The organism is Chitinophaga sp. ARDCPP14 (assembly GCF_051362515.1).
GTDB lineage: Bacteria > Bacteroidota > Bacteroidia > Chitinophagales > Chitinophagaceae > Chitinophaga.
Genome location: NZ_JBKIXB010000005.1, coordinates 1 through 19652 on the forward strand (window position 1 = coordinate 1; position 19652 = coordinate 19652).

The following is a 19652-nucleotide window of genomic DNA, read 5'->3' on the forward strand; positions in this document are numbered from 1 at the left end:
CGTGGGCAATGTAACCATAAGCGCTACACAGGCAGGTGACGCCAATTACACGGCGGCAGCAGCGGTGAGCCAGTCGTTCCAGGTAGCGCCGGCCACGCTGACCGTAACTGCGGATGATAAGCAAAAAGCATACGGCACTAACAATCCGCCGCTCACTTATACCATCGCCGGATTTGTAAACAGTGAAAACAACAGTGTGGTGAATGGTACACCGGGACTCAGTACCAGTGCTGATAACAGCAGCGCTCCGGGTGCATATCCTATTACCGTGGATATAACTCCATTGACAGCGACCAATTATACCTTCTCTGCTGTAAATGGCAGCTTAACGGTTGGACTGGCGCCACAAACCATCACCTTCCCCGCTATCACTGATAAAACATACGGTGACGCCGCCTTTACACTCGGCGCCAACAGCAGTAGTACGTTAGCGGTGAGCTACAGCGTGGTAAGCGGTCCGGCTACCATCAGTGGCAATACTATTACCATTACCGGCGCAGGCAGCGTTACCATTGCGGCCGATCAGGCAGGTAATGGCAACTACTCGCCGGCCACGCAGGCAACACAAACATTCAACGTTGCCAAAGCCATACTAACGGTAACGGCTAATGATAAAAACAGGGTATACAAACAAACTAATCCAACACCGGATTATACTGTTACCGGTTTTGTAAACGGCGAAAACAGCAGTGTAGTAAGTGGAAATGCCGCCATTACTCATACTGCCGATATCAACAGCGCACCGGGTGTTTATCCGATTACGGTCACTGCGGGTACATTAACAGCCGCTAACTACGACTTTAACTTCGCCAACGGATCGCTCACTATTACAAAGGCGGCGCAAACTATCACCTTCCCGGCTATCACCGGTAAAACATACGGCAATGCAGCCTTTACGCTCAACGCTACCAGCGATCCAGGGTTAACAGTAACTTACACCGTAACCGCCGGTCCGGCTACGGTGAGTGGTAATACCGTTACCATCACCGGTGCGGGCAATGTAACCATAAGCGCCATACAGACAGGTGACGCCAATTACACGGCGGCAGCGGCAGTGAGCCAGTCGTTCCAGGTAGCGCCGGCCACGCTGACCGTAACTGCGGATGATAAGCAAAAAACATACGGCGCTAATAATCCGCCGCTCACTTACACCATCGCCGGATTTGTAAACAATGAAAACAGCAGTGTGGTGAATGGTACACCGGGACTCAGTACCAGTGCGAATAACAGCAGTGTGCCGGGTGCATACCCTATTACTGTGGATGTAACTCCGTTGACAGCGGCCAATTACATCTTCACACCGGTGAATGGTACCTTAACTGTTGGGCTCACCTCGCAAACCATCACCTTCCCCGCTATCACTGATAAAACATACGGTGACGCCGCCTTTACACTCGGCGCCAACAGCAGCAGTACGTTAGCGGTGAGCTACAGCGTGGTAAGCGGTCCGGCTTCCATCAGCGGCAACACCGTTACCATTACCGGCGTAGGCAGCGTTACCATTGCGGCAGATCAGGCAGGCAACGGCAACTACTCGCCGGCCACGCAGGCAACACAAACTTTCAGCATTGCCAAAGCCACACTAACGGTAACGGCTAATGATAAAAACAGGGTATACAAACAAACTAATCCAACACCGGATTATACTGTTACCGGTTTTGTAAACGGCGAAAACAGCAGTGTAGTAAGTGGTGATGCCACCATTACTCATACTGCCGATATCAACAGCGCACCGGGTGTTTATCCGATTACGGTGACTGCCGGCACGTTAACAGCCGCTAACTACGACTTTAACTTTGCAGGTGGATCGCTCACTATTACAAAGGCATCTCAAACCATCACCTTCCCGGCTATCTCTAACAAAACATATGGCGATGCGGCCTTTGCGCTCAACGCTGCCAGCGATGCAGGATTGCCTGTAGCTTACGCTGTAACTGCAGGTCCGGCTACGGTGAGTGGTAATACCGTTATCATCACCGGTGCGGGCAATGTAACCATAAACGCTACACAGGCAGGTGACGCCAATTACACGGCGGCAGCAGCGGTGAGCCAGTCGTTCCAGGTAGCGCCGGCCACGCTGACCGTAACTGCGGATGATAAGCAAAAAGCATACGGCACTAATAATCCGCCGCTCACTTATACCATCGCCGGATTTGTAAACAGTGAAAACAGCAGCGTGGTGAATGGTATAGCGGGACTCAGCACCAGCGCGAATAACAGCAGTGTGCCGGGTGCATACCCTATCACCGTGAATGTAACTCCGCTTACAGCGGCCAATTACATCTTCACACCGGTGAATGGCACCTTAACCGTTGGGCTGACCTCTCAGGCTATCACCTTCCCGACTATCACTAACAAAACATACGGTGATGCGGCGTTTACACTCGGTGCCACCAGTAGCAGTATGTTAGCGGTGAGCTACAGCGTGGTAAGCGGTCCGGCTACCATCAGCGGCAACACTGTTACCATTACCGGCGCGGGCAGCGTTACCATTGCGGCCGATCAGGCAGGCAACGGCAACTACTCACCAGCGACTCAGGTTACACAAACTTTCAACGTTGCCAAAGCCACCCTAACGGTAACGGCTAGTGATAAAAACAGGGTATACAAACAAACTAATCCAACACCAGATTATACCATCACCGGTTTTGTAAACGGTGAAAACAGCAGTGTAGTAAGTGGTGATGCTATCATTACTCACACCGCTGATATCAACAGCGCACCTGGTGTTTATCCGATTACGGTGACTGCCGGCACGTTAACAGCCGCTAACTACGACTTTAACTTTGCCAATGGATCGCTCACTATTACAAAGGCGGCGCAAACTATCACCTTCCCGGCTATCTCTAACAAAACATATGGCGATGCGGCCTTTACGCTCAACGCTACCAGCGATGTAGGGTTGACAGTAACTTATACCGTAACCGCCGGTCCGGCTACGGTGAGCGGCAACACTGTTACCATCACCGGTGCGGGCAATGTAACCATAAGCGCTATACAGGCGGGTGACGCCAATTACACGGCGGCAGCAGCAGTGAGCCAGTCGTTCCGGGTAGCGCCGGCCACGCTGACCGTAACCGCGGATGATAAGCAAAAAGCATACGGCACTAATAATCCGCCGCTCACTTACACCATTACCGGATTTGTAAATAATGAAAACAGCAGCGTGGTGAATGGCACACCAGGACTCAGCACCAGTGCGAATAACAGCAGCGCACCGGGTACCTATCCTATTACCGTGAATGTAACTCCGCTGACAGCGGCCAATTACATCTTCACACCGGTGAATGGTACCTTAACTGTTGGGCTCACCTCGCAAACCATCACCTTCCCCGCTATCGCTAACAAAACATATGGCGACGCCGCCTTTACACTCGGCGCCAACAGCAGTAGTGCGTTAGCGGTGAGCTACAGCGTGGTAAGCGGTCCGGCTTCCATCAGCGGCAACACCGTTACCATTACCGGCGCAGGCAGTATAACCATTGCGGCCGATCAGGCTGGCAACGGCAACTACTCGCCAGCCACGCAGGCAACACAAACATTCAACGTTGCCAAAGCTGCGCTGACCATTAAAGCCAGGGACGAAGTACGAACCTATACCGGCAGCGGCTATACAGGTGGTAACGGGGTAGACTATACGGGATTGGTGAATGGCGACGGCGCAACCAGTTTAACCGGTACGCTGGTTTACACAGGTACATCGCAAGGAGCCATTAATGCAGGCACTTATATCATTACGCCTTCAGGTTTAACGGCCAGCAACTATAACATCACCTTTACCAATGGTCAGCTGACAATTGCGAAGGCGCAGCAGCAAATTACCTTCCTCGCAACAGGTAATAAGAACCAGGGAGATCCTGATTTTATTCTCACTGCTACTGCCAGCTCCGGACTGCCGGTTACGCTTAGCAGCGACAACAGCGCTGCCATTAGTATCAATGGTAATACAGCGCATGTGGGAACAGCCGGCACCGCCAACATCCGCGCGTCTCAACCGGGCAACAGTAACTACGAACCTGCCCAAACGATCACACAAACCATTATCGTTACCGCATGGACCGCACCGGTAATCACCGCGCAGGGCAGTACCACTTTCTGCGCACCCAATACCGTGACGTTACAATCCAGCGGCACAACCACCCATGAATGGTACCGCAATGGAATTTTAATACCTGGCGCAACGGGCCGGTCGCTGACAGTAAATGAAAGTGGCAGCTACACCGTCAAAGCGATATACGACAACAACATCGGTGTGCTCTCCGCAGCAGTATCCGTAACCGTAAATCCATTGCCGGCGGGTGAAGTACGCGCAAATGGCAACACCACCATCAGCAAGGGAGAAACGATCAGTCTTACTGCTTCCGGCGGCAATACTTACGCATGGTCGCCCGCCACAGGACTGAATGATGCCAATATCGCATCCCCCATAGCCCGTCCGGCGGTTACCACCAACTACCAGGTAACCATCACCGGTACCGGTGGTTGCAGCGTTACAAAGGATATTACGATTACCGTTAAAGAAGATTATAAACTGGAAGCGACTAATATCCTTACTCCGAACGGCGACGGCAAAAACGACCTGTGGGTGGTAAAGAATATCGATATGTATCCGCAAAATGAAGTCAGGATATTTGACCGTTCAGGGCGCATGATATTCCATCAGCGTGGCTATACCAACAACTGGAATGGTACGGTAAATGGTCAGCGACTGGCAGAAGGCACCTACTATTATATCATTGATCTCGGCAATAACGTGCCGAAGTTTAAAGGGTTTATCACTATTGTCAATGCAAATTACTAAGCAAACGACTATGAAAAAGTATGTGAGATATATCGCACTGCTGGGAGCTTTCGCTCTCGGCAGTCAATATGCAGGCGCACAAACTGCAGGCAATCCAACCATGATGTATGAGCCACTGGCGGCGCAATACTTCCTGGATCAGTACATGGCCAATGCCGCGATGGCAGGGATTGACACCGGGTTACATGTATACATGGCTTATCAGCGCCAGTCGTCAGATATACCTGGCGCACCGGTGGCCAAAGCCCTTACGGCCGACTATATGCTGGGAAAACGTGTAGGCATTGGTATGAATATCTTTAACGACAAAGCTGGTTTAATCAACAGTACAAAAGTGGCATTCACTTATGCATACCACCTGCCACTGAGTTTGAGCGGTGTGAGTGTATTGCATTTTGGTTTGTCGGCCGCATTTGTAAACCGCCGGCTGGATACCAAAGGGATCAACGGCGATGTAACCGACACCTATATCAATGCATTCAACAGAAGAGATAATTATTTTGAAGGAGACTTCGGTATGGCCTATACCCGTAAAGGACTTACACTGCAGGGATCTGTACCCAACCTGGTGAGCTTTGTTAAAAACAAAGCCGAGGATGATGGAATAGACCGCGCACTGTACTTCGCTGCAGCCGGTTATAAATTTGAAATGGCCGGGCAGCTCAATTCAATAGAACCGAAGATATGTATGCGCGGCGTGAAAGGATATGATAATATTATTGATGCCGGCGCTAATTTCATCTTCCTGCAACAACAACTGAATGCATTCGCCCTGTACCACTCCTCGAAAAGCTTTAGTGCAGGTGTGGGCGTAAGCTACAGGTCCATAGCCGGATTCCAGCTAATCTACAACTCGCAGACGGCAGGCTTACGTAATTATACCAATGGAACATTTGAGGTAAACCTGGTGGTTCATCTTTTCAGATAAGACTTGCAGTACTACCTGGAAAAAAGGGGATTGTATCAAAAGCATTTTGATACAATCCCCTCTCCTTTGTATATAAAAAATCGTATCTTAAGCCGGTATTTAGCATCCTGATGATACCCCATCTTCAGGAACATTAAACGGAACATTGCAAAAAGTAAAACATGATCAAAAAAATTAACCCGCTGGCTGGCGCGCTGCTATTGCTGTTAACCGCTACCTCTACTGTTAATGCCCAATCCTCCCCTGCTATGTTAATGGTATATGATGATTATTCCGGTAAAGACCCTGGTCTCACTTACTGGAACAATGGAAAAACGATCCGGCTAACGGATGGCAAAACACAGGCGGGAGCTGCCGCCATTGCGGTATCAGGTAATGACGAGTATGTAGCCGGTCATGAATATAACACTGCCGGGGAGCCTGTTGCCACTTATTGGAAAAATGGTAAAGCTATAACGCTCGCTAACGGGGAAACATATTCGAAAGCTGTTGGTATCAGTGTATCAGGTCCGGATGTGCATGTGATTGGAAACAATGGCAGCGATGCGGTGTACTGGAAAAACGGCGTAGCCGCCTCACTGGGTAAAGACACAAAACTGCACGGCATTGTGCTGGGCGGCGGCGATGTGTATATCGCCGGCTACCAGGCAAATGACCAGGGTGAATATGTTGCCACCTGCTGGAAAAATGGAAATGCGGTAGCACTGTCGGACGGAAAAACGAGCGCGGAAGCACATGCCATTGCCATATCCGGCAACGATATTTACGTGGCGGGTTTTAAAATTGATGAAGCCGGAAAGGAAGTGGCCATGTATTGGAAAAACGGTGAGCCGGTGATGCTTCCGGATGGCTGCAGGGCAAATGCCATTACGGTGTCCGGTAATGAAGTATACGTGGCGGGGATCGACAGAAATGAGGCCGGCGCAAATATCATTGTATGCTGGAAGAACGGGAAAGCAGTGAGGCTGACCGATGGAAAAGAAGAAGCCGGCGCCGGCGTAAATGTAATTGCGGTGGCAGGAAACGATGTTTATGTAGCCGGCTATCTTGATGGCAAAGCCACCTATTGGAAAAATGAAAAGCCGGCAGGTTTGAATGACATCATCGGCGGAATAACCGGGTTAGTGATCAGATAGCTATCTTCATCCGGCCGTTGATAAAAAACCGAGAACCGTTGCAATAATAGCCTCAGGCGCATCTTCCTGGACAAGGTGTTTTGCCTGGGGCACTACATGAAGGCGGGCGTTTCCGATACGCCTGCTCAGTTCCTTTCCGCGCTCCAAAGGTATCCACTGGTCATCTTCACCCCATAAAATTGTTACCGGGCAACGGATTTCAGAAAAATGGTTTTCTATTTCGTCGGTATATTGATCGCTCATCTGTGCGATCTGCCGGTAGAAAGCCGCCTGACCTGTTTCTCCCAACCAGGGTTGCAGGTACAGCTGCATTACATCTTCAGGCAGCGGATGAAATGCAGCGCCACTAATATATGCGCGAAGGATCGCTTCATGAATATAAGCGGGAAGCCCCGTAAAAACTTCCGGATGATTTTTTGCGGCCTGCACAAATGGAGAGCCCGACGGTCCTATTGCCACCGGATCAATCAGGGTCAGCGAGCGGTAATCCCGGCCGTCGAGCAAGTGCGTCCGCAATGCGGTGGTGCCGCCAAAGTCATGCGCCACGATATCAGGCCGGTCCAGTCCCCAATGTTGCAGCAATGCAGCGAAAACTTTATTTTGAATACCAAGCGATACATCCTGCCCTTCTTTTTTTTCCGAATATCCGTAACCGGGAAGATCATAGTAAAATACCTGCCTGTGTTCTGCCAGCCAGGAACCAATACGCCTCCATACAACGGAAGAAAAAGGGGTTCCGTGAAGCAGTACAAGTGGTGCACCTGTTCCCAGCACCCCAAATCGTATTTCCTGATCCTGAAATTTGAATACTTCGGCCGGCGCCGGTATGTGAGACATCAGCTGCATAATCTTCTTTTTTAGGTTAACCTTTACATCCGGCGCAAAGACTATACCCATCTAAACTGCAGGCAGCGCTGCGGTAAAACCCTTGTCAGGATTTCAAACCAATTTGCATTATTTTATAAATCAAATAATGTAAATTACAAGCTATGATATAATCCAATCCCTCACATTATGTCACATGAAAACCTTAATACCGGAGCGATACACTCCTCTCCCTCAGCCGCTGCACACCATCACAGCATTTCAGGAATATCAAGGCCAGCCGTTCAGCCGCTTCAAAAAAAATCTTCAAAAAAAGATGAGGAGGAAGAGGTTCCTCTGCAAATGAACTCAACAGCCGTTCAGCTATTCCGGGGGAGAACTGGAAATGATGAAAACAGGCAGGCAGATATAAAGCCGTTTCAATTAAAATCAAATAACACCGGTTTGCCCGATAGCCTTAAATCAGGTATTGAAAATTTGTCGGGTTATGCAATGGACGATGTAAACGTACATTACAATTCCCATCAGCCTTCACAACTACAGGCGCACGCTTTTGCCCGTGGAACGGACATACATCTGGCGCCTGGTCAGGAAAAGCATCTGCCACATGAAGTCTGGCATGTTGTACAGCAAAAACAGGGAAGAGTAAGTCCTACTACGCAGTTGAAAGGCAAGGTAAACATCAATGATGATGCTGGCCTGGAAAAAGAAGCTGACGAAATGGGCCATAAGGCCGTACAGCTTGCAAAAGATCCCGCAGCCGTACCCTATAAAGATTTCAAAAAACAGGCGCCTGCTTTAACTGTTCCCACCGCCCAACTGATGCTGATCAACGGTGTAGACGTTACAGGGTCGTCCAAACTGGATGACCTGAAGCTTGCCATGGGCTGGCATCCGCATTTTGGGATAACCAAGCCACTGAAAGAAAATGAAAAGACAGAACTGGTAAGACTGATCCGGTTACTTAACAGCGATGATATCCAGGTTGGTAATATAATTGAAGACCTGGAGGCAGAATCATCAGCAGATGAAAAAGAAGAAAAAGAGAAAAAGGATGGAGGGGATGAAGAAGAATTGGAAGAGGACGAGGGATTTGGACCTGAAGATTTCCCGGGCGCCCAGAACTTTTCATTTGTCCAGGTTCCGCAGGTATCCCAGCAACGGCAACGCCGTCAGACGCCTGAAGAGTTTGGATGGGAAAATTTCCCCGAGACTTTCCGGGGACTGAAAAAGCTCGGCATCCACGAAACTGAACATGCAAACGTAGAGAGCCTCGTGGCGAACGGCCCCGCAGTGGAAAAAATAGATTCCGCCAATCATATAGGCAAAGGACCTGGGTTTTACGTATCACATGTAGGGAAAAAGAAGCTTGCTACCGTCGTGAGCGGCGTCGTATATGGCGACAGCTTTGTTGCTATATATATCAAGTCAGGCATTGCGGCGAGAAAATCACCTAACGAGGAGAGTAATCATGTAGATATCCTCGATAAGGAATATGGCGACGAATTATGCTATTATATCATGTCCGGAGGTGGGGAAATTGTTATTCCGGAAAGATGCTTTCCCTTTGTAAAAGCAGTATCAGTCCGGGAACAGCTAAATCAGATCAGCAACGAGAGAAAGAAGAAAACGAGAAAAGAGAAGGAAGTAGAAGTAGAAGAAGATGATGGTCATGGTGATAATGAAGCGGCATTAAACCCGGACCACCAGTTAGCCATGATCATCTACGACGAAGAAGTGGATTTCGTACGCAGATTGAACCTGTTATCGGATAGATATAACAATGCCTCCGCCAGCGAAAGCCTCAGAGCGCGGATTAAGAAAAGATTCCTGTTCATGCAAAAAACGGCCTTTAACAAATGGGCTATGAACAGCCGGCTGTATACCGTTTGGTGGACCATCAGGCCAATTGGTACGCATACGCCAATGCCGCCGCATCCATAGCACTGTTTTGGAAAAACAAATTCCCAGGCAACGGGAACACTTTCGCTATTCGAAGATGTTCCCATTGTATCATTCAGCATTTAAAATTTGAGATACCCGGCAGCGCTTAAACGGAACGGCATTTGCGGAATTGTAGTTGCCCATCCTACCCAATATTTTTCATTATTCAGGTTATCAGCCTTTACAATAACACGGTAACGCGGTTGTTCATAGCTAAGGGAAGCATTCAGCGTGGTAAAAGCGGGCAGGGTATAAAGCGAAGTGGTGCTTACGTCTACAATGTTATCGTCGGCATAATTACCTCCGAAGCCTATCCCCAGTCCTTTTAGCTGACCGGCGGGCACGCGGTAGCTCAGCCAGAAGTTGGCCAGGTTGCGGGGGCCGGCACTGCCTGGCCGGAAGCCTTCCAGGGCCGGACTGCTTTTCTTAAGCTTGCTGTCGTTATACGCATACCCTGCCACGATATGTAATCCGCGGAAAGGCATGGCTGTAATTTCCCCCTCAATTCCTTTGCTGTACTGTATACCATTTTGAACAGTAAATGCAGGCCGTTCCGGAGCATCCGGACGGGTAACATCCGACACGCGGATGGAGTAATAACTCAGGCTTCCTGCTAATTTACCATTCGCCAACCCGGCTTTAATACCTCCTTCCCATTGATTGGCCTGGCTCGGCTTGAAATTGCTGGTGGTGCCATCGGGCTGCTGCACAGGTGCTATATTTTGAAATCCATTGCTGTAGTTCCCAAACAGGGAAAGCTGGTCTGCTATGATCTGGTAAACAAGTCCGAATTTTGGCGATACTGCCGTTTGGTTATACTTGCCCGTGGTGGTGTCCCTCGTCAGATTCTTTGTGCCGGGATTGTCGAAATAGTCCACGCGGACACTGGCCATGGCTATAAGCTGCTCCGTAATATTGAGTACATCCTGCACATATACACTATACATATTTTGCACAGCTTTGGTGCGGGTATATGCGAGGCCCTTTATCCTGTCCTGTAACGCCAGCCGGTTCAGGGCGGAATACGCTGCCCCTGGCTTGGTTACGCTTACCACATCAAAGACAACTGTTCCGGGAGAACTGGACCTGGTAGTTGCCGAATAGATATCCGTTCCAACCAGCAGGCGGTTTCGCAGGCGGCCTATTTTAAAATCACCTGTCAGATTATATTGAAAGTCGGTGGCATAGCTATTCGTATATTCCGTATAGGTCATGTTGCGGCTGAGCGAATCATTCCCTGCTTTCATACTTAAATAGCCAGTTGCCCCGCCGGCCTGCGAAGTGAGATAGGTATAGGTGGCGCGGGCTTGCCATACGTCTGAAAAACGGTGCTGCAGCTCTGCAAAGAAGTTGGTATTGGTGGGGGTTACAAAAAGGTCGTCGTTGCTGAACCGCCTTTTAAAATCCATGTTCAGCGCTTCGGGACTCCGCACGCCGCTATTATAGCTTCCATCAGCGAAAAGCCGGTAAAAGCTGTTTGCCTTCTCCTTCTTGTACTCCGCTTCCACTGTCAGCTTTGTTTTTTCTGACAGCTGATACGTAACCACCGGGGCCACGAAAAAATAATTTTTAAAGCCTGCATCCTGAAAACTGCCTTCTGCATACTGGGCGGCATTTACTCTTGCCAATACCCGGTGTGCCTTATCAACGGGTACATTCACATCTGCCTCAAACCGGCTGAGCCCAAATCCTCCACCGGTGAAGCCTATACGGGTTTGAAAGGTGTCGAGCGGTTTTTTTGTGACGCGGTTAAACAAGCCGCCAAACGATACCAGGCTGGAACCAAACAGGGCGCCGGAGGGCCCTTTTATCGCTTCAATGCTTTCAATATTGGCGGGGTCCAGTGTACCGCCGCCAATAATACCCGGCACGCCGTTCCGGAGAAATGACTGTGTGGCAAAGCCACGGGAAGTAACCGTACCGCCTGCACTGTTATTCTCCAGTTGCATGATTACACCAGGAACGTTTTTCAGTGCATCTGCATAAACAACATTCAGCTGGTCCTGTAATAATGCCTGTGTTACCGTTGTATACACCTGTGGGTTTTCGAGGTTGTTCAATGGCATCTTAGCCGCGAAAATGCTTTGTGTTTTAATAAACCGGTTCCTGCCGGAAGTAACGTTTACCTCGGCGAGTTGCTTTTCTGATACCTGTAATTGCAGGGAAATAGTTTCCGTACTGCCCGGGCGAATGGTAATACTCCGTTGCAATGTTTCATAGCCCATGAGAGAAATCACCAACTCATAGCTGCCGGGCAGGATCCGGTTTATCTGGAAACTCCCTGTTTCATCTGTTAATACGCTGCGCCTGGCTTCTTTCATCACAATAGTTACATAGGCAGCCGCTTTCTTGTCGGATGTATACACCGTGCCTTTTAAAGCGCCAGGGTTAATGCTTTGCGCTGAAATGCCATTTATAAATAATGTCAGTGAAAAGATAGCAAAGGCAAATATTTTGGAGATCATTGTTATTTTTTGTCCGCAAAAATGGACAAATACGCAGCGGTAACCCACGCGTATCCGGAATAGTTTTTACGCAATTGGGAACTTCCATTTGAGTGACCGTTATTGCCGGAAGTATCTTATCAAGTGCATATTACTTAATGATCTCCCAATGATATACGAAGCCGGTTTAAAGCATTCATAAGCGAAATGCTGGTGGTCAAATCTACTATTTCTTTTGTGGAGAAATGATTTTCAAGATCCCGCTGGTAGCCGGTTAAATCACCGTGCAACTGTGTGATGGCTTCAGCCCATTGTAATACTGATTTCTGCCTGGCATCAAATGAGGAAGAAAGTTTCCATCCGGGTAATTTGTCCAGTAAACGCTGGTCATATCCAAACTCACGGAGCTCATTAGCATGAAAACTGCAGCAATAGGCACAACCATTTATTTGAGATACCCGCAGTTCTGCAAGGGCGATTAATTTAACATCTATCTCCGACTGTCTCAACGTTGCATGAGATTTATATAAATAACCAACCGCTTCTTTTGAAATTTTTATGTAATCCATATTATCTATAATTTTGGCGCAAATTAAAATACCATCACTTCAATAGACGATATGCACTTTTATGTGATATACTTACAAAAACGAAAGTGTGTTGACATTCAACTTTTTACTCATGCCTGAATTTTTTCATGATAAGACGCTCTACTATACCCCAATGGAATTTGCACTGAAGCATATTGGCGGCACCTGGAAAATGCCGATACTCTGGCGTCTTCAGTCCAATGTGCTCCGGTATGGAGAATTAAAAAAAGATATTCCGCATATCACTCATAAAATGCTGGCAAGCCAACTGAAGGAACTGGAGGAAAAGGGATTGATCAGGCGGACCGTTTACCCGGTTGTGCCGCCTAAAGTTGAATATGCGATTACTTCAAAAGGATTGAAAGCAATACCGGTGATTGAACATATTATGAAGTATGGATATGAGCTGATCCAGGAAGCCGGCATTGAGTATCCGCCTAAGTAATTATAAAGTCTTCTTCAGTTTTATCTCTACATTCTCTCCTTCCTTTTCTATGGTCACTACCTTTTTAACACTGGCGCCAGCATTACCAGCATAACTCCTGACGGTGGTGTTCTCTCGGGTGCCCTGGTACAAGCCATTTACATAAGTATCAGTATAACCTACTACTTCGGTTCTCCTGGAGGTATGAACGTAACCAAATTCCGCAAAGATCAGGTAGTCGCCTGGCATCAGGTTTACAAATTCAAAATGTCCCTTGTCGTCATATACCGTTGCCGTCTTGATACACTCTGCCGCCTCTTTAGGAAGTGGAACAGGTCTTCCTTTTTTCCTGGATGATTCATTTAATTTCACCCACTCTTTAAAGAAATCGGTATAGGGAATCAAAACGATGGAGGTACCTGTCGGTGCGAATTGCTTTTTATTGATATTGAGTACGGCAATACCTTTCAGCATTCCTTCATTCTCGTTATCTTTTGCAAAGGCCTGCCCGCTAATTACCGCGCTGCCCGACTTGATCAGTTTCATGGTAGCCACTTTATCAAAAGTGTTCTTAAAGGGATTAAAATCTGTCTCCCTGTCCACCATCAGAATATGCTGACCGGCATTGGAATGGATATCCACCTTCCACAACCGGCGGGTTTCTTTGTCGATGTGATACACGTACTTGTCTTTGGTGGCCTCCTCAAATACGGTCACCAGCCAAACTTTATGCGCACCGGTAAGGCTGCTGGTGTACATACCGCTGGTTACTTCCTCAATAAGCGCCTTCTTTAAATTATTCGTATTCTCGGGCCGGTAATCGTACACCGGCATATTTGCACTGTACCCGGAAGTAAGCGGAAGTAATCCAAGTAGATAGGGATAACAATAACCATCAAAAAATGCTTCTGTTACCGGTTCCTTAATGACACGCTTTTTGCGGCTTTGTTTGTCGTAATGATAACCTGTAACTTCCTTCCCATACTTCAGCTGCAATTCATAGTTGCTGTTAAAAGAGGAACGGTAAAGAGGGGTAAAGGTCTTCCCGTCAGAAATAATGGTATCAACCCGTGGATCATCAGAACCGGCCTGGTATAATGTGGTATAAATAGACAAGGTCTCTTTATTCGCATTAATATCAATGATAAATGAACTGATCTCCCTTTCCATGGCGCCATCTACAATAAAACAGCCCATTTCATACTTCCCGGTTTTGAGGAATTTTGTATCAAAAGGAATGTTCCCTGGTGTTAACGCGACTTGTGCTTTACAGAAACCTGCTGTAATGAGGAGCTGCAGCGTAAAAAAAATGCCCCGTACCCGGGAATGCTTAAAACTGATCATGCTTGTTCAATGTGCTTTGTCCAAAATATAGGTAACCGGTTGTGATTTTCTTGTAATCTGCAAGATACTTTGTGTATGTAATTCCTCGTCAAAAGTAAACGCTTTTCCGGCTTGTTGGACTACTGGTAATCAGGGATTTTATGCTACTGGTTTACAGGGATTTTTCAACGCGCTGCCGTTGTATCGGGCAAGACTTTCCGGGAGCTGCTCCATTACCTTCGATTCCTTCATTATCATCCTTTTATAGGAAATCCCGCTTTTATTTATTTAAATTGCCGTAGTAAAACGCCACGTTGTGAATACTATAGCTGCTTTGAAACAAGGTAACCTTTTGGTATTTAATGAAGTATATTATTCCTGCCACAAAAGGATCTACTATTTTATTCTCCGGAAAACAAAGTCTTCTTTCATCGCAGAGGAGGTAGTACAGCTTACATTCATCAAATTCTGGAACTACCGGGAAAGCCTGGCAGACGACCTCGACGTGCAGCTCCAGCTGTTCCGGATTGCCCGCACTACCCTGATCGACTTTCTCCGGAAGGAAACCGTGTACAAGGAAAAGGTGATCCATGTAATTGAGCGGTATACCCTGCCGGCGGATGAGCTCTGGGGCAAGCTGGCCGAAAAGGAACTGCAGCATAAACTGGCCCATGCATTGGAGGAAATGCCGCCTATGCGCCGTAAAGTATTTGAAATGAGCCGTTTTAAAGGCATGAGCTACCAGCAAATAGCGCATGAACTTTCCTTGTCGTCCAGAACAGTAGAGTCACACATCTTCCAGGCCATCAGGCAAATAAAACATTATCTCGGGCTGCTGCTATCCCTTGTAGCCTGCTTTTTCCCGTTTTGAAAATATTTTTCCATTCCGACTAAGTAGTTGGCCTTTCACGAACGTATTACTTATCTATCAGCCGTACATAACATGATAAATGACGAATTACTGGCGCGGTTCTTTAGCAATCAATGCACACCGGCAGAAGCCCGTGAGGTAGCCACGTATCTCCGGGAGCATCCGGAAGTACTGGAGAAATATCTGCCGGAAGAAGAATTCCTGCAAATACAGGACGATGGTAATTTTCCGGAAACTGTTTCCCAGCAGTGGCTGAAAAATATCCACCGCCAAAGTGCATCTGCCAATAGCCGTATGAAATGGGCGAAACGAGTGGCCGTCGCAGCAATAACTGCCGGCGTGCTGATAGGCGCAAGCTTGTTACTGGTAAACCGTGACCATCAAAAGGAAACAACCATTGCTTCCGCAGCAATGCCATCTATTCCGCGGGAACAACAGGAACGCGCGGAAAACAACAGTGGCAAAACCATCACCACCGTACTGCCGGACGGATCCGTGATACAGCTGTTCCCGACGGCCAGCATAGTATACGATAAACAGTTCAGGGAAAACAGGAACATATATCTCTCAGGAGAAGCAGATTTTACCGTAGTAGCTGATAAATTACATCCCTTCGTTGTGTATAGCAGCGAACTGAATACCACCGTTCTGGGCACCTTTTTTCATGTGAAAGCAATCCCGGCGGAAGATATAATCACCGTAAGGCTCAATACCGGTAAAGTATTGATACAGGGAACCGCCAATAATAAAAAGGTAGTACTTACACCCGGCAAAGAGCTCCGGTATTACCGCAAAACAGGAAAATCCATCGTAGCAGACTTCAATACTACGGGCACGGATATATTAGTAAAAGCAGGAAACAACGGCACGAGCAGTGCAAAGCCGGACTGGTATAAATTCAATAATCAACCAATGGCACAGGTCCTCGATCAGCTGAGCAACTATTACGGCGTAGCCATCTATTATTATCCGTCGGATGTGACGGAAATTTATTTCGATGGTAAGTTTGAAAAGACGGACTCACTGGTGAAGATACTGACCGATTTAACGCTTCCCAATAATCTGAAGCTTATCCGGAACGATAGCGGATTTATTATTAAGAAGAAATAATTCAACAAATTACAGTTCTATTCCACAAAAGGCGCAAAGGCGCCCGGGGCTTGCTATGCCCCGGATTCAAAAAAAACACGTCCCAGTTATGAAAATGTTTTATCGACCAAAATGGCGTTTACTCCTGCTGCTATGCATGCTGTTAGGAGGTGTATCGATGTCTTCTCAGGCCCAGGGCCGCCTGCAGGTAACCGGAACGGTGCGCACCGATCAGGGCGAACTCCTCCCCAATGCCTCCGTTGTAGCGCTGAATGAAAAAACAAAGTATTCGGCCGGCGTAATCACCGACAGCAACGGCGTATTCCGTTTCTCGGGATTACCACCAGAAGGCAAATATTTACTCAGCGTTTCTTACATGGGTTTTGAAACACAACAACTCAATAATGTCAGTCTCAAGCCAGGCGCCACATTAACTTTTTCGGTACGCCTCGTGAAAACGGTAGCAGCCCTGAGCGATTTCATCGTTATCGGCTATGGTACCGCCCGGAAAAAAGATGTGGTAGGCGCCTTTAACGTGGTGACCGTAAAAGAAGCCGGTGCAGTAAATGCCACCAACCCTTCCCAGCTGCTCATCGGTAAAGCAGCCGGCGTACAGGTGGTACAAAACAGCGGCGCCGCCGGTGCAGATGCCCAGATCATCATTCGCGGTACGGGCAGTTTCACCGACATCAATCCCCTGTATGTAGTTGATGGCATCCAGGGAACAAAAAACCTGTTTAATACACTCAATCCCCAGGATATAGAAAGCATCACCATCCTGAAAGATGCGTCTTCAACTGCTATCTACGGTTCTGCAGCGGCCAACGGCGTAGTGATCATCACTACCAAAAAAGGAAAGCCCGGACCTCCCCGCGTTAGCTTTACTTCCCAATGGGGTGTAGCCAAAGCATGGAAAAAACTGGACCTCCTCAATGCCGCGCAATATGTAGATGCGCTGAAAGACCTCGCAGCTACCAAAAACGCGGTACTCCCGGCGAAGTTCAATACAGCAGCGGTATTACAGGACAGCACCGACTGGCAGGACGAAACTTTCCGCAATGCACTTGTATCTGAACACGATCTCAATATCAGCGGCGGCGGGGAAAAAGTGAACTACTCTGTATCTGCCACCTATATCAATCAGCAGGCTATCATCACCAACGCTACCAACAAAAGATTCCAGGCCCGCGTAGGACTGGAAGAAATACTGGGACGTTTCCGGTTTACACAGAACCTGATATTCAGGCAGTATGTGGGCAACGGCAATTATGCCAGCATCATCAACGCCATCCAGTACGCGCCCTATAAACCCATACTGGACCCAAATATACAGGGTGGCTACTCTATCCTGTCCAACATCGACGACTACAGCAACGCCAGCAACCCCCTGCAGGATATTGCCATGAAAAGTCAAACGAGCAAATCCCTGGCCTTCTTTCCGCAGCTGTCCGGTGAGGTACGCATCATCGACGGACTGAAATTCCGCTCGCAGTTTGCAGCAGAAGTGAACACCAACCGGAACAACAGTTACCAGCAACAGTACCAGTCGTCCAACTTCCTGAACCAGGCCCGCCAGTCGATGCTGGGCTTTACAGAGAACTCTTATTATATGCTGGAAAACTACCTGTCGTACGATAAAGTACACGGTAAACACCAGCTCTTTTTAATAGCAGGACAAAGTTATATCGATCCGGGAATCACCAATGGCTCTACTATCAGAGGTACTGGTCAGCCTAACGATAATATTACCAACGTAGGCGTAGCTTCTTCCCAATCGGTTACCAACTCCTATTCCAATTATGCCCGCCCTTCGGTGATCTCTTATTACGGCCGGTTGAACTATACTTTTGATGATAAGTATATCCTCACCACCAGCTATCGCAGGGATGGCGCTTCCAACTTTGGTGCCAACAACCGTTATGGTAACTTCGCCGCAGCGGGCGTGTCATGGCGCTTTTCAGAGGAAGGATTTATGAAGAAGGCATTCCCCGTGTTATCGGATGGTAAACTCAGCGCCAGCTGGGGACAAACCGGTAACAACAGCATTCCCAACTTCCTGAATACGTCGAAAACTTACCAGGGTACTCCCGGAGGCTCACTGGTATACTCCTTCGGCAGTAACGAAACATTTGTTTCCGGCACCACACTCACCACGTTAAATAATCCCGATCTGAAATGGGAACAAACGGCCCAAACAGATATCGGCATCGACCTGGCATTTTTAAATAACCGCCTTACCATTGAAGCTGATTGGTACAACCGTAAAAGTACCGGCCTCCTGGTTACTACCCTCCTGCCGGCCAGTATTGGCGTAAGCCCTACCGGTACCCAGCCAAAGAAAACGGTGAATGCAGCCGATGCGCAAAATAAAGGCTTTGAACTTACCATCGGGTATAAGGACAAGATCAATAATAATTTCAGCTATAATGTAAGCGTAAACGGGTCTATCAACAGCAACAAAGTATTGTCATTGGGCGATCAGTTCTCCGCACCTATCCAGGCCGGCGCCTTTACACCAGTGCCGGCTACCACGTATACTGCTGCCGGTTATGCTATCGGTTCCTTTTATGGCTACCGGATGGATCATGTGGCCAGGGATGCCGCGGAAATCACCGCACTGGACCAGGAAGCCGCTAAAAAAACAGGCCAGGCAAACGCTAAGTACCAGGATGGATTGTTACCCGGAGATTTTATCTATAAAGATATCAACGGCGATGGTGTCGTTAACGCGAAAGACCAGGAAATACTTGGCAATGCCATTCCGAAATACATTTATGGTATCAACGCCGGCGTTTCTTATAAAAACTTCGACCTGAACCTGGTACTCTCCGGTATCAGCGGATTAAAACTCCTGAACGGCTTAAAATTAAATACCAGCATTATGGCCACGGGTCACAACGCTTCTACCGACATACTCGACAGATGGCGTAAACCCGGTGATGTAGCGGCTTTGCCAAGAATCGGACAAAATGCTACCGGCAATGGCAATCTCCGTCCGTCCGACTGGTGGCTGGAAGATGGCAGCTACCTGCGTCTGAGAAACATTACCATTGGTTACAACGCACCATTGGCCATGTTAAGTACTATGACTAAAGGCACTGTTAAATCACTCCGCATTTATGTGGCAGCGCAAAACCTGATCACCATCACGAATTACACCGGCTACGATCCGGAAATATCGGGCGACTACCTGTTTGCACGTGGTATTGACCAGGGACAGGTACCTCAACCAAAGACTTTCCTGGCAGGTATTCAATTAGGGTTTTAATTTTTAAAA

12 protein-coding genes are annotated in these 19652 nt (G+C 48.0%); 8 read left to right on the forward strand and 4 right to left on the reverse strand.

The features are described from left to right. The 3 genes from ACLHR0_RS15135 to ACLHR0_RS15145 all read left to right on the forward strand — a co-directional run. A partial coding sequence (locus ACLHR0_RS15135) for an MBG domain-containing protein (RefSeq protein ID WP_436487604.1) occupies positions 1–4801 on the forward strand: 4801 nt, incomplete at its 5' end. 10 nt (positions 4802–4811) lie between these two features. Beyond that, positions 4812–5729 (forward strand): PorP/SprF family type IX secretion system membrane protein, encoded by a 918-nt coding sequence (locus ACLHR0_RS15140; protein WP_436487605.1) that lies wholly within the window; start codon positions 4812–4814, stop codon positions 5727–5729. Between the two features lie 161 nt (positions 5730–5890). Next, positions 5891–6865: a hypothetical protein gene (locus tag ACLHR0_RS15145; protein WP_436487607.1), complete on the forward strand. Its 975-nt coding sequence runs from the start codon at positions 5891–5893 to the stop codon at positions 6863–6865. Between the two features lie 6 nt (positions 6866–6871). Here ACLHR0_RS15145 and ACLHR0_RS15150 read toward each other — a convergent pair whose 3' ends face one another. Continuing rightward, positions 6872–7711 carry an alpha/beta fold hydrolase gene (locus ACLHR0_RS15150; protein ID WP_436487609.1) on the reverse strand — a complete coding sequence of 280 codons (840 nt, stop codon included), beginning with the start codon at positions 7709–7711 and terminating at the stop codon, positions 6872–6874. Positions 7712–7879: 168 nt separating this feature from the next. Here ACLHR0_RS15150 and ACLHR0_RS15155 point away from each other — a divergent pair, with 168 nt between their 5' ends. Beyond that, positions 7880–9634 carry an eCIS core domain-containing protein gene (locus ACLHR0_RS15155; protein ID WP_436487610.1) on the forward strand — a complete coding sequence of 585 codons (1755 nt, stop codon included), beginning with the start codon at positions 7880–7882 and terminating at the stop codon, positions 9632–9634. A gap of 80 nt (positions 9635–9714) precedes the next feature. Here ACLHR0_RS15155 and ACLHR0_RS15160 read toward each other — a convergent pair whose 3' ends face one another. Continuing rightward, a complete protein-coding gene (locus ACLHR0_RS15160) occupies positions 9715–12099 on the reverse strand; it encodes a TonB-dependent siderophore receptor (RefSeq protein ID WP_436487612.1) in 2385 nt (794 codons plus the stop codon). Positions 12100–12233: 134 nt separating this feature from the next. After that, entirely contained in the window at positions 12234–12647 is a 414-nt protein-coding gene (locus ACLHR0_RS15165; protein WP_436487614.1) for a carboxymuconolactone decarboxylase family protein, read from the reverse strand. 112 nt (positions 12648–12759) lie between these two features. Here ACLHR0_RS15165 and ACLHR0_RS15170 point away from each other — a divergent pair, with 112 nt between their 5' ends. Further along, the gene (locus ACLHR0_RS15170; protein WP_429048840.1) at positions 12760–13113 is read left to right on the forward strand and encodes a winged helix-turn-helix transcriptional regulator; all 354 of its coding nucleotides are present in this window, start codon (positions 12760–12762) and stop codon (positions 13111–13113) included. Here the strand turns inward: ACLHR0_RS15170 and ACLHR0_RS15175 are convergent, their stop codons facing one another. Beyond that, positions 13114–14436, reverse strand: coding sequence for a DUF3108 domain-containing protein (locus tag ACLHR0_RS15175; protein ID WP_436487616.1), 1323 nt, complete (start codon positions 14434–14436; stop codon positions 13114–13116). It abuts the gene before it with no gap. Between the two features lie 295 nt (positions 14437–14731). On the opposite strand from ACLHR0_RS15175, the gene ACLHR0_RS15180 reads away from it, so the two are divergent. The 3 genes from ACLHR0_RS15180 to ACLHR0_RS15190 all read left to right on the forward strand — a co-directional run bounded on the left by ACLHR0_RS15180 (position 14732) and on the right by ACLHR0_RS15190 (position 19643). Then, on the forward strand, positions 14732–15286 hold the full coding sequence (locus tag ACLHR0_RS15180) for a sigma-70 family RNA polymerase sigma factor (RefSeq protein ID WP_429048843.1): 555 nt from the start codon (positions 14732–14734) through the stop codon (positions 15284–15286). 72 nt (positions 15287–15358) lie between these two features. Then, on the forward strand, positions 15359–16396 hold the full coding sequence (locus tag ACLHR0_RS15185; protein ID WP_436487619.1) for a FecR domain-containing protein: 1038 nt from the start codon (positions 15359–15361) through the stop codon (positions 16394–16396). 88 nt (positions 16397–16484) lie between these two features. Then, the gene (locus ACLHR0_RS15190; protein ID WP_436487621.1) at positions 16485–19643 is read left to right on the forward strand and encodes a SusC/RagA family TonB-linked outer membrane protein; all 3159 of its coding nucleotides are present in this window, start codon (positions 16485–16487) and stop codon (positions 19641–19643) included. Positions 19644–19652 lie beyond the last annotated feature (9 nt).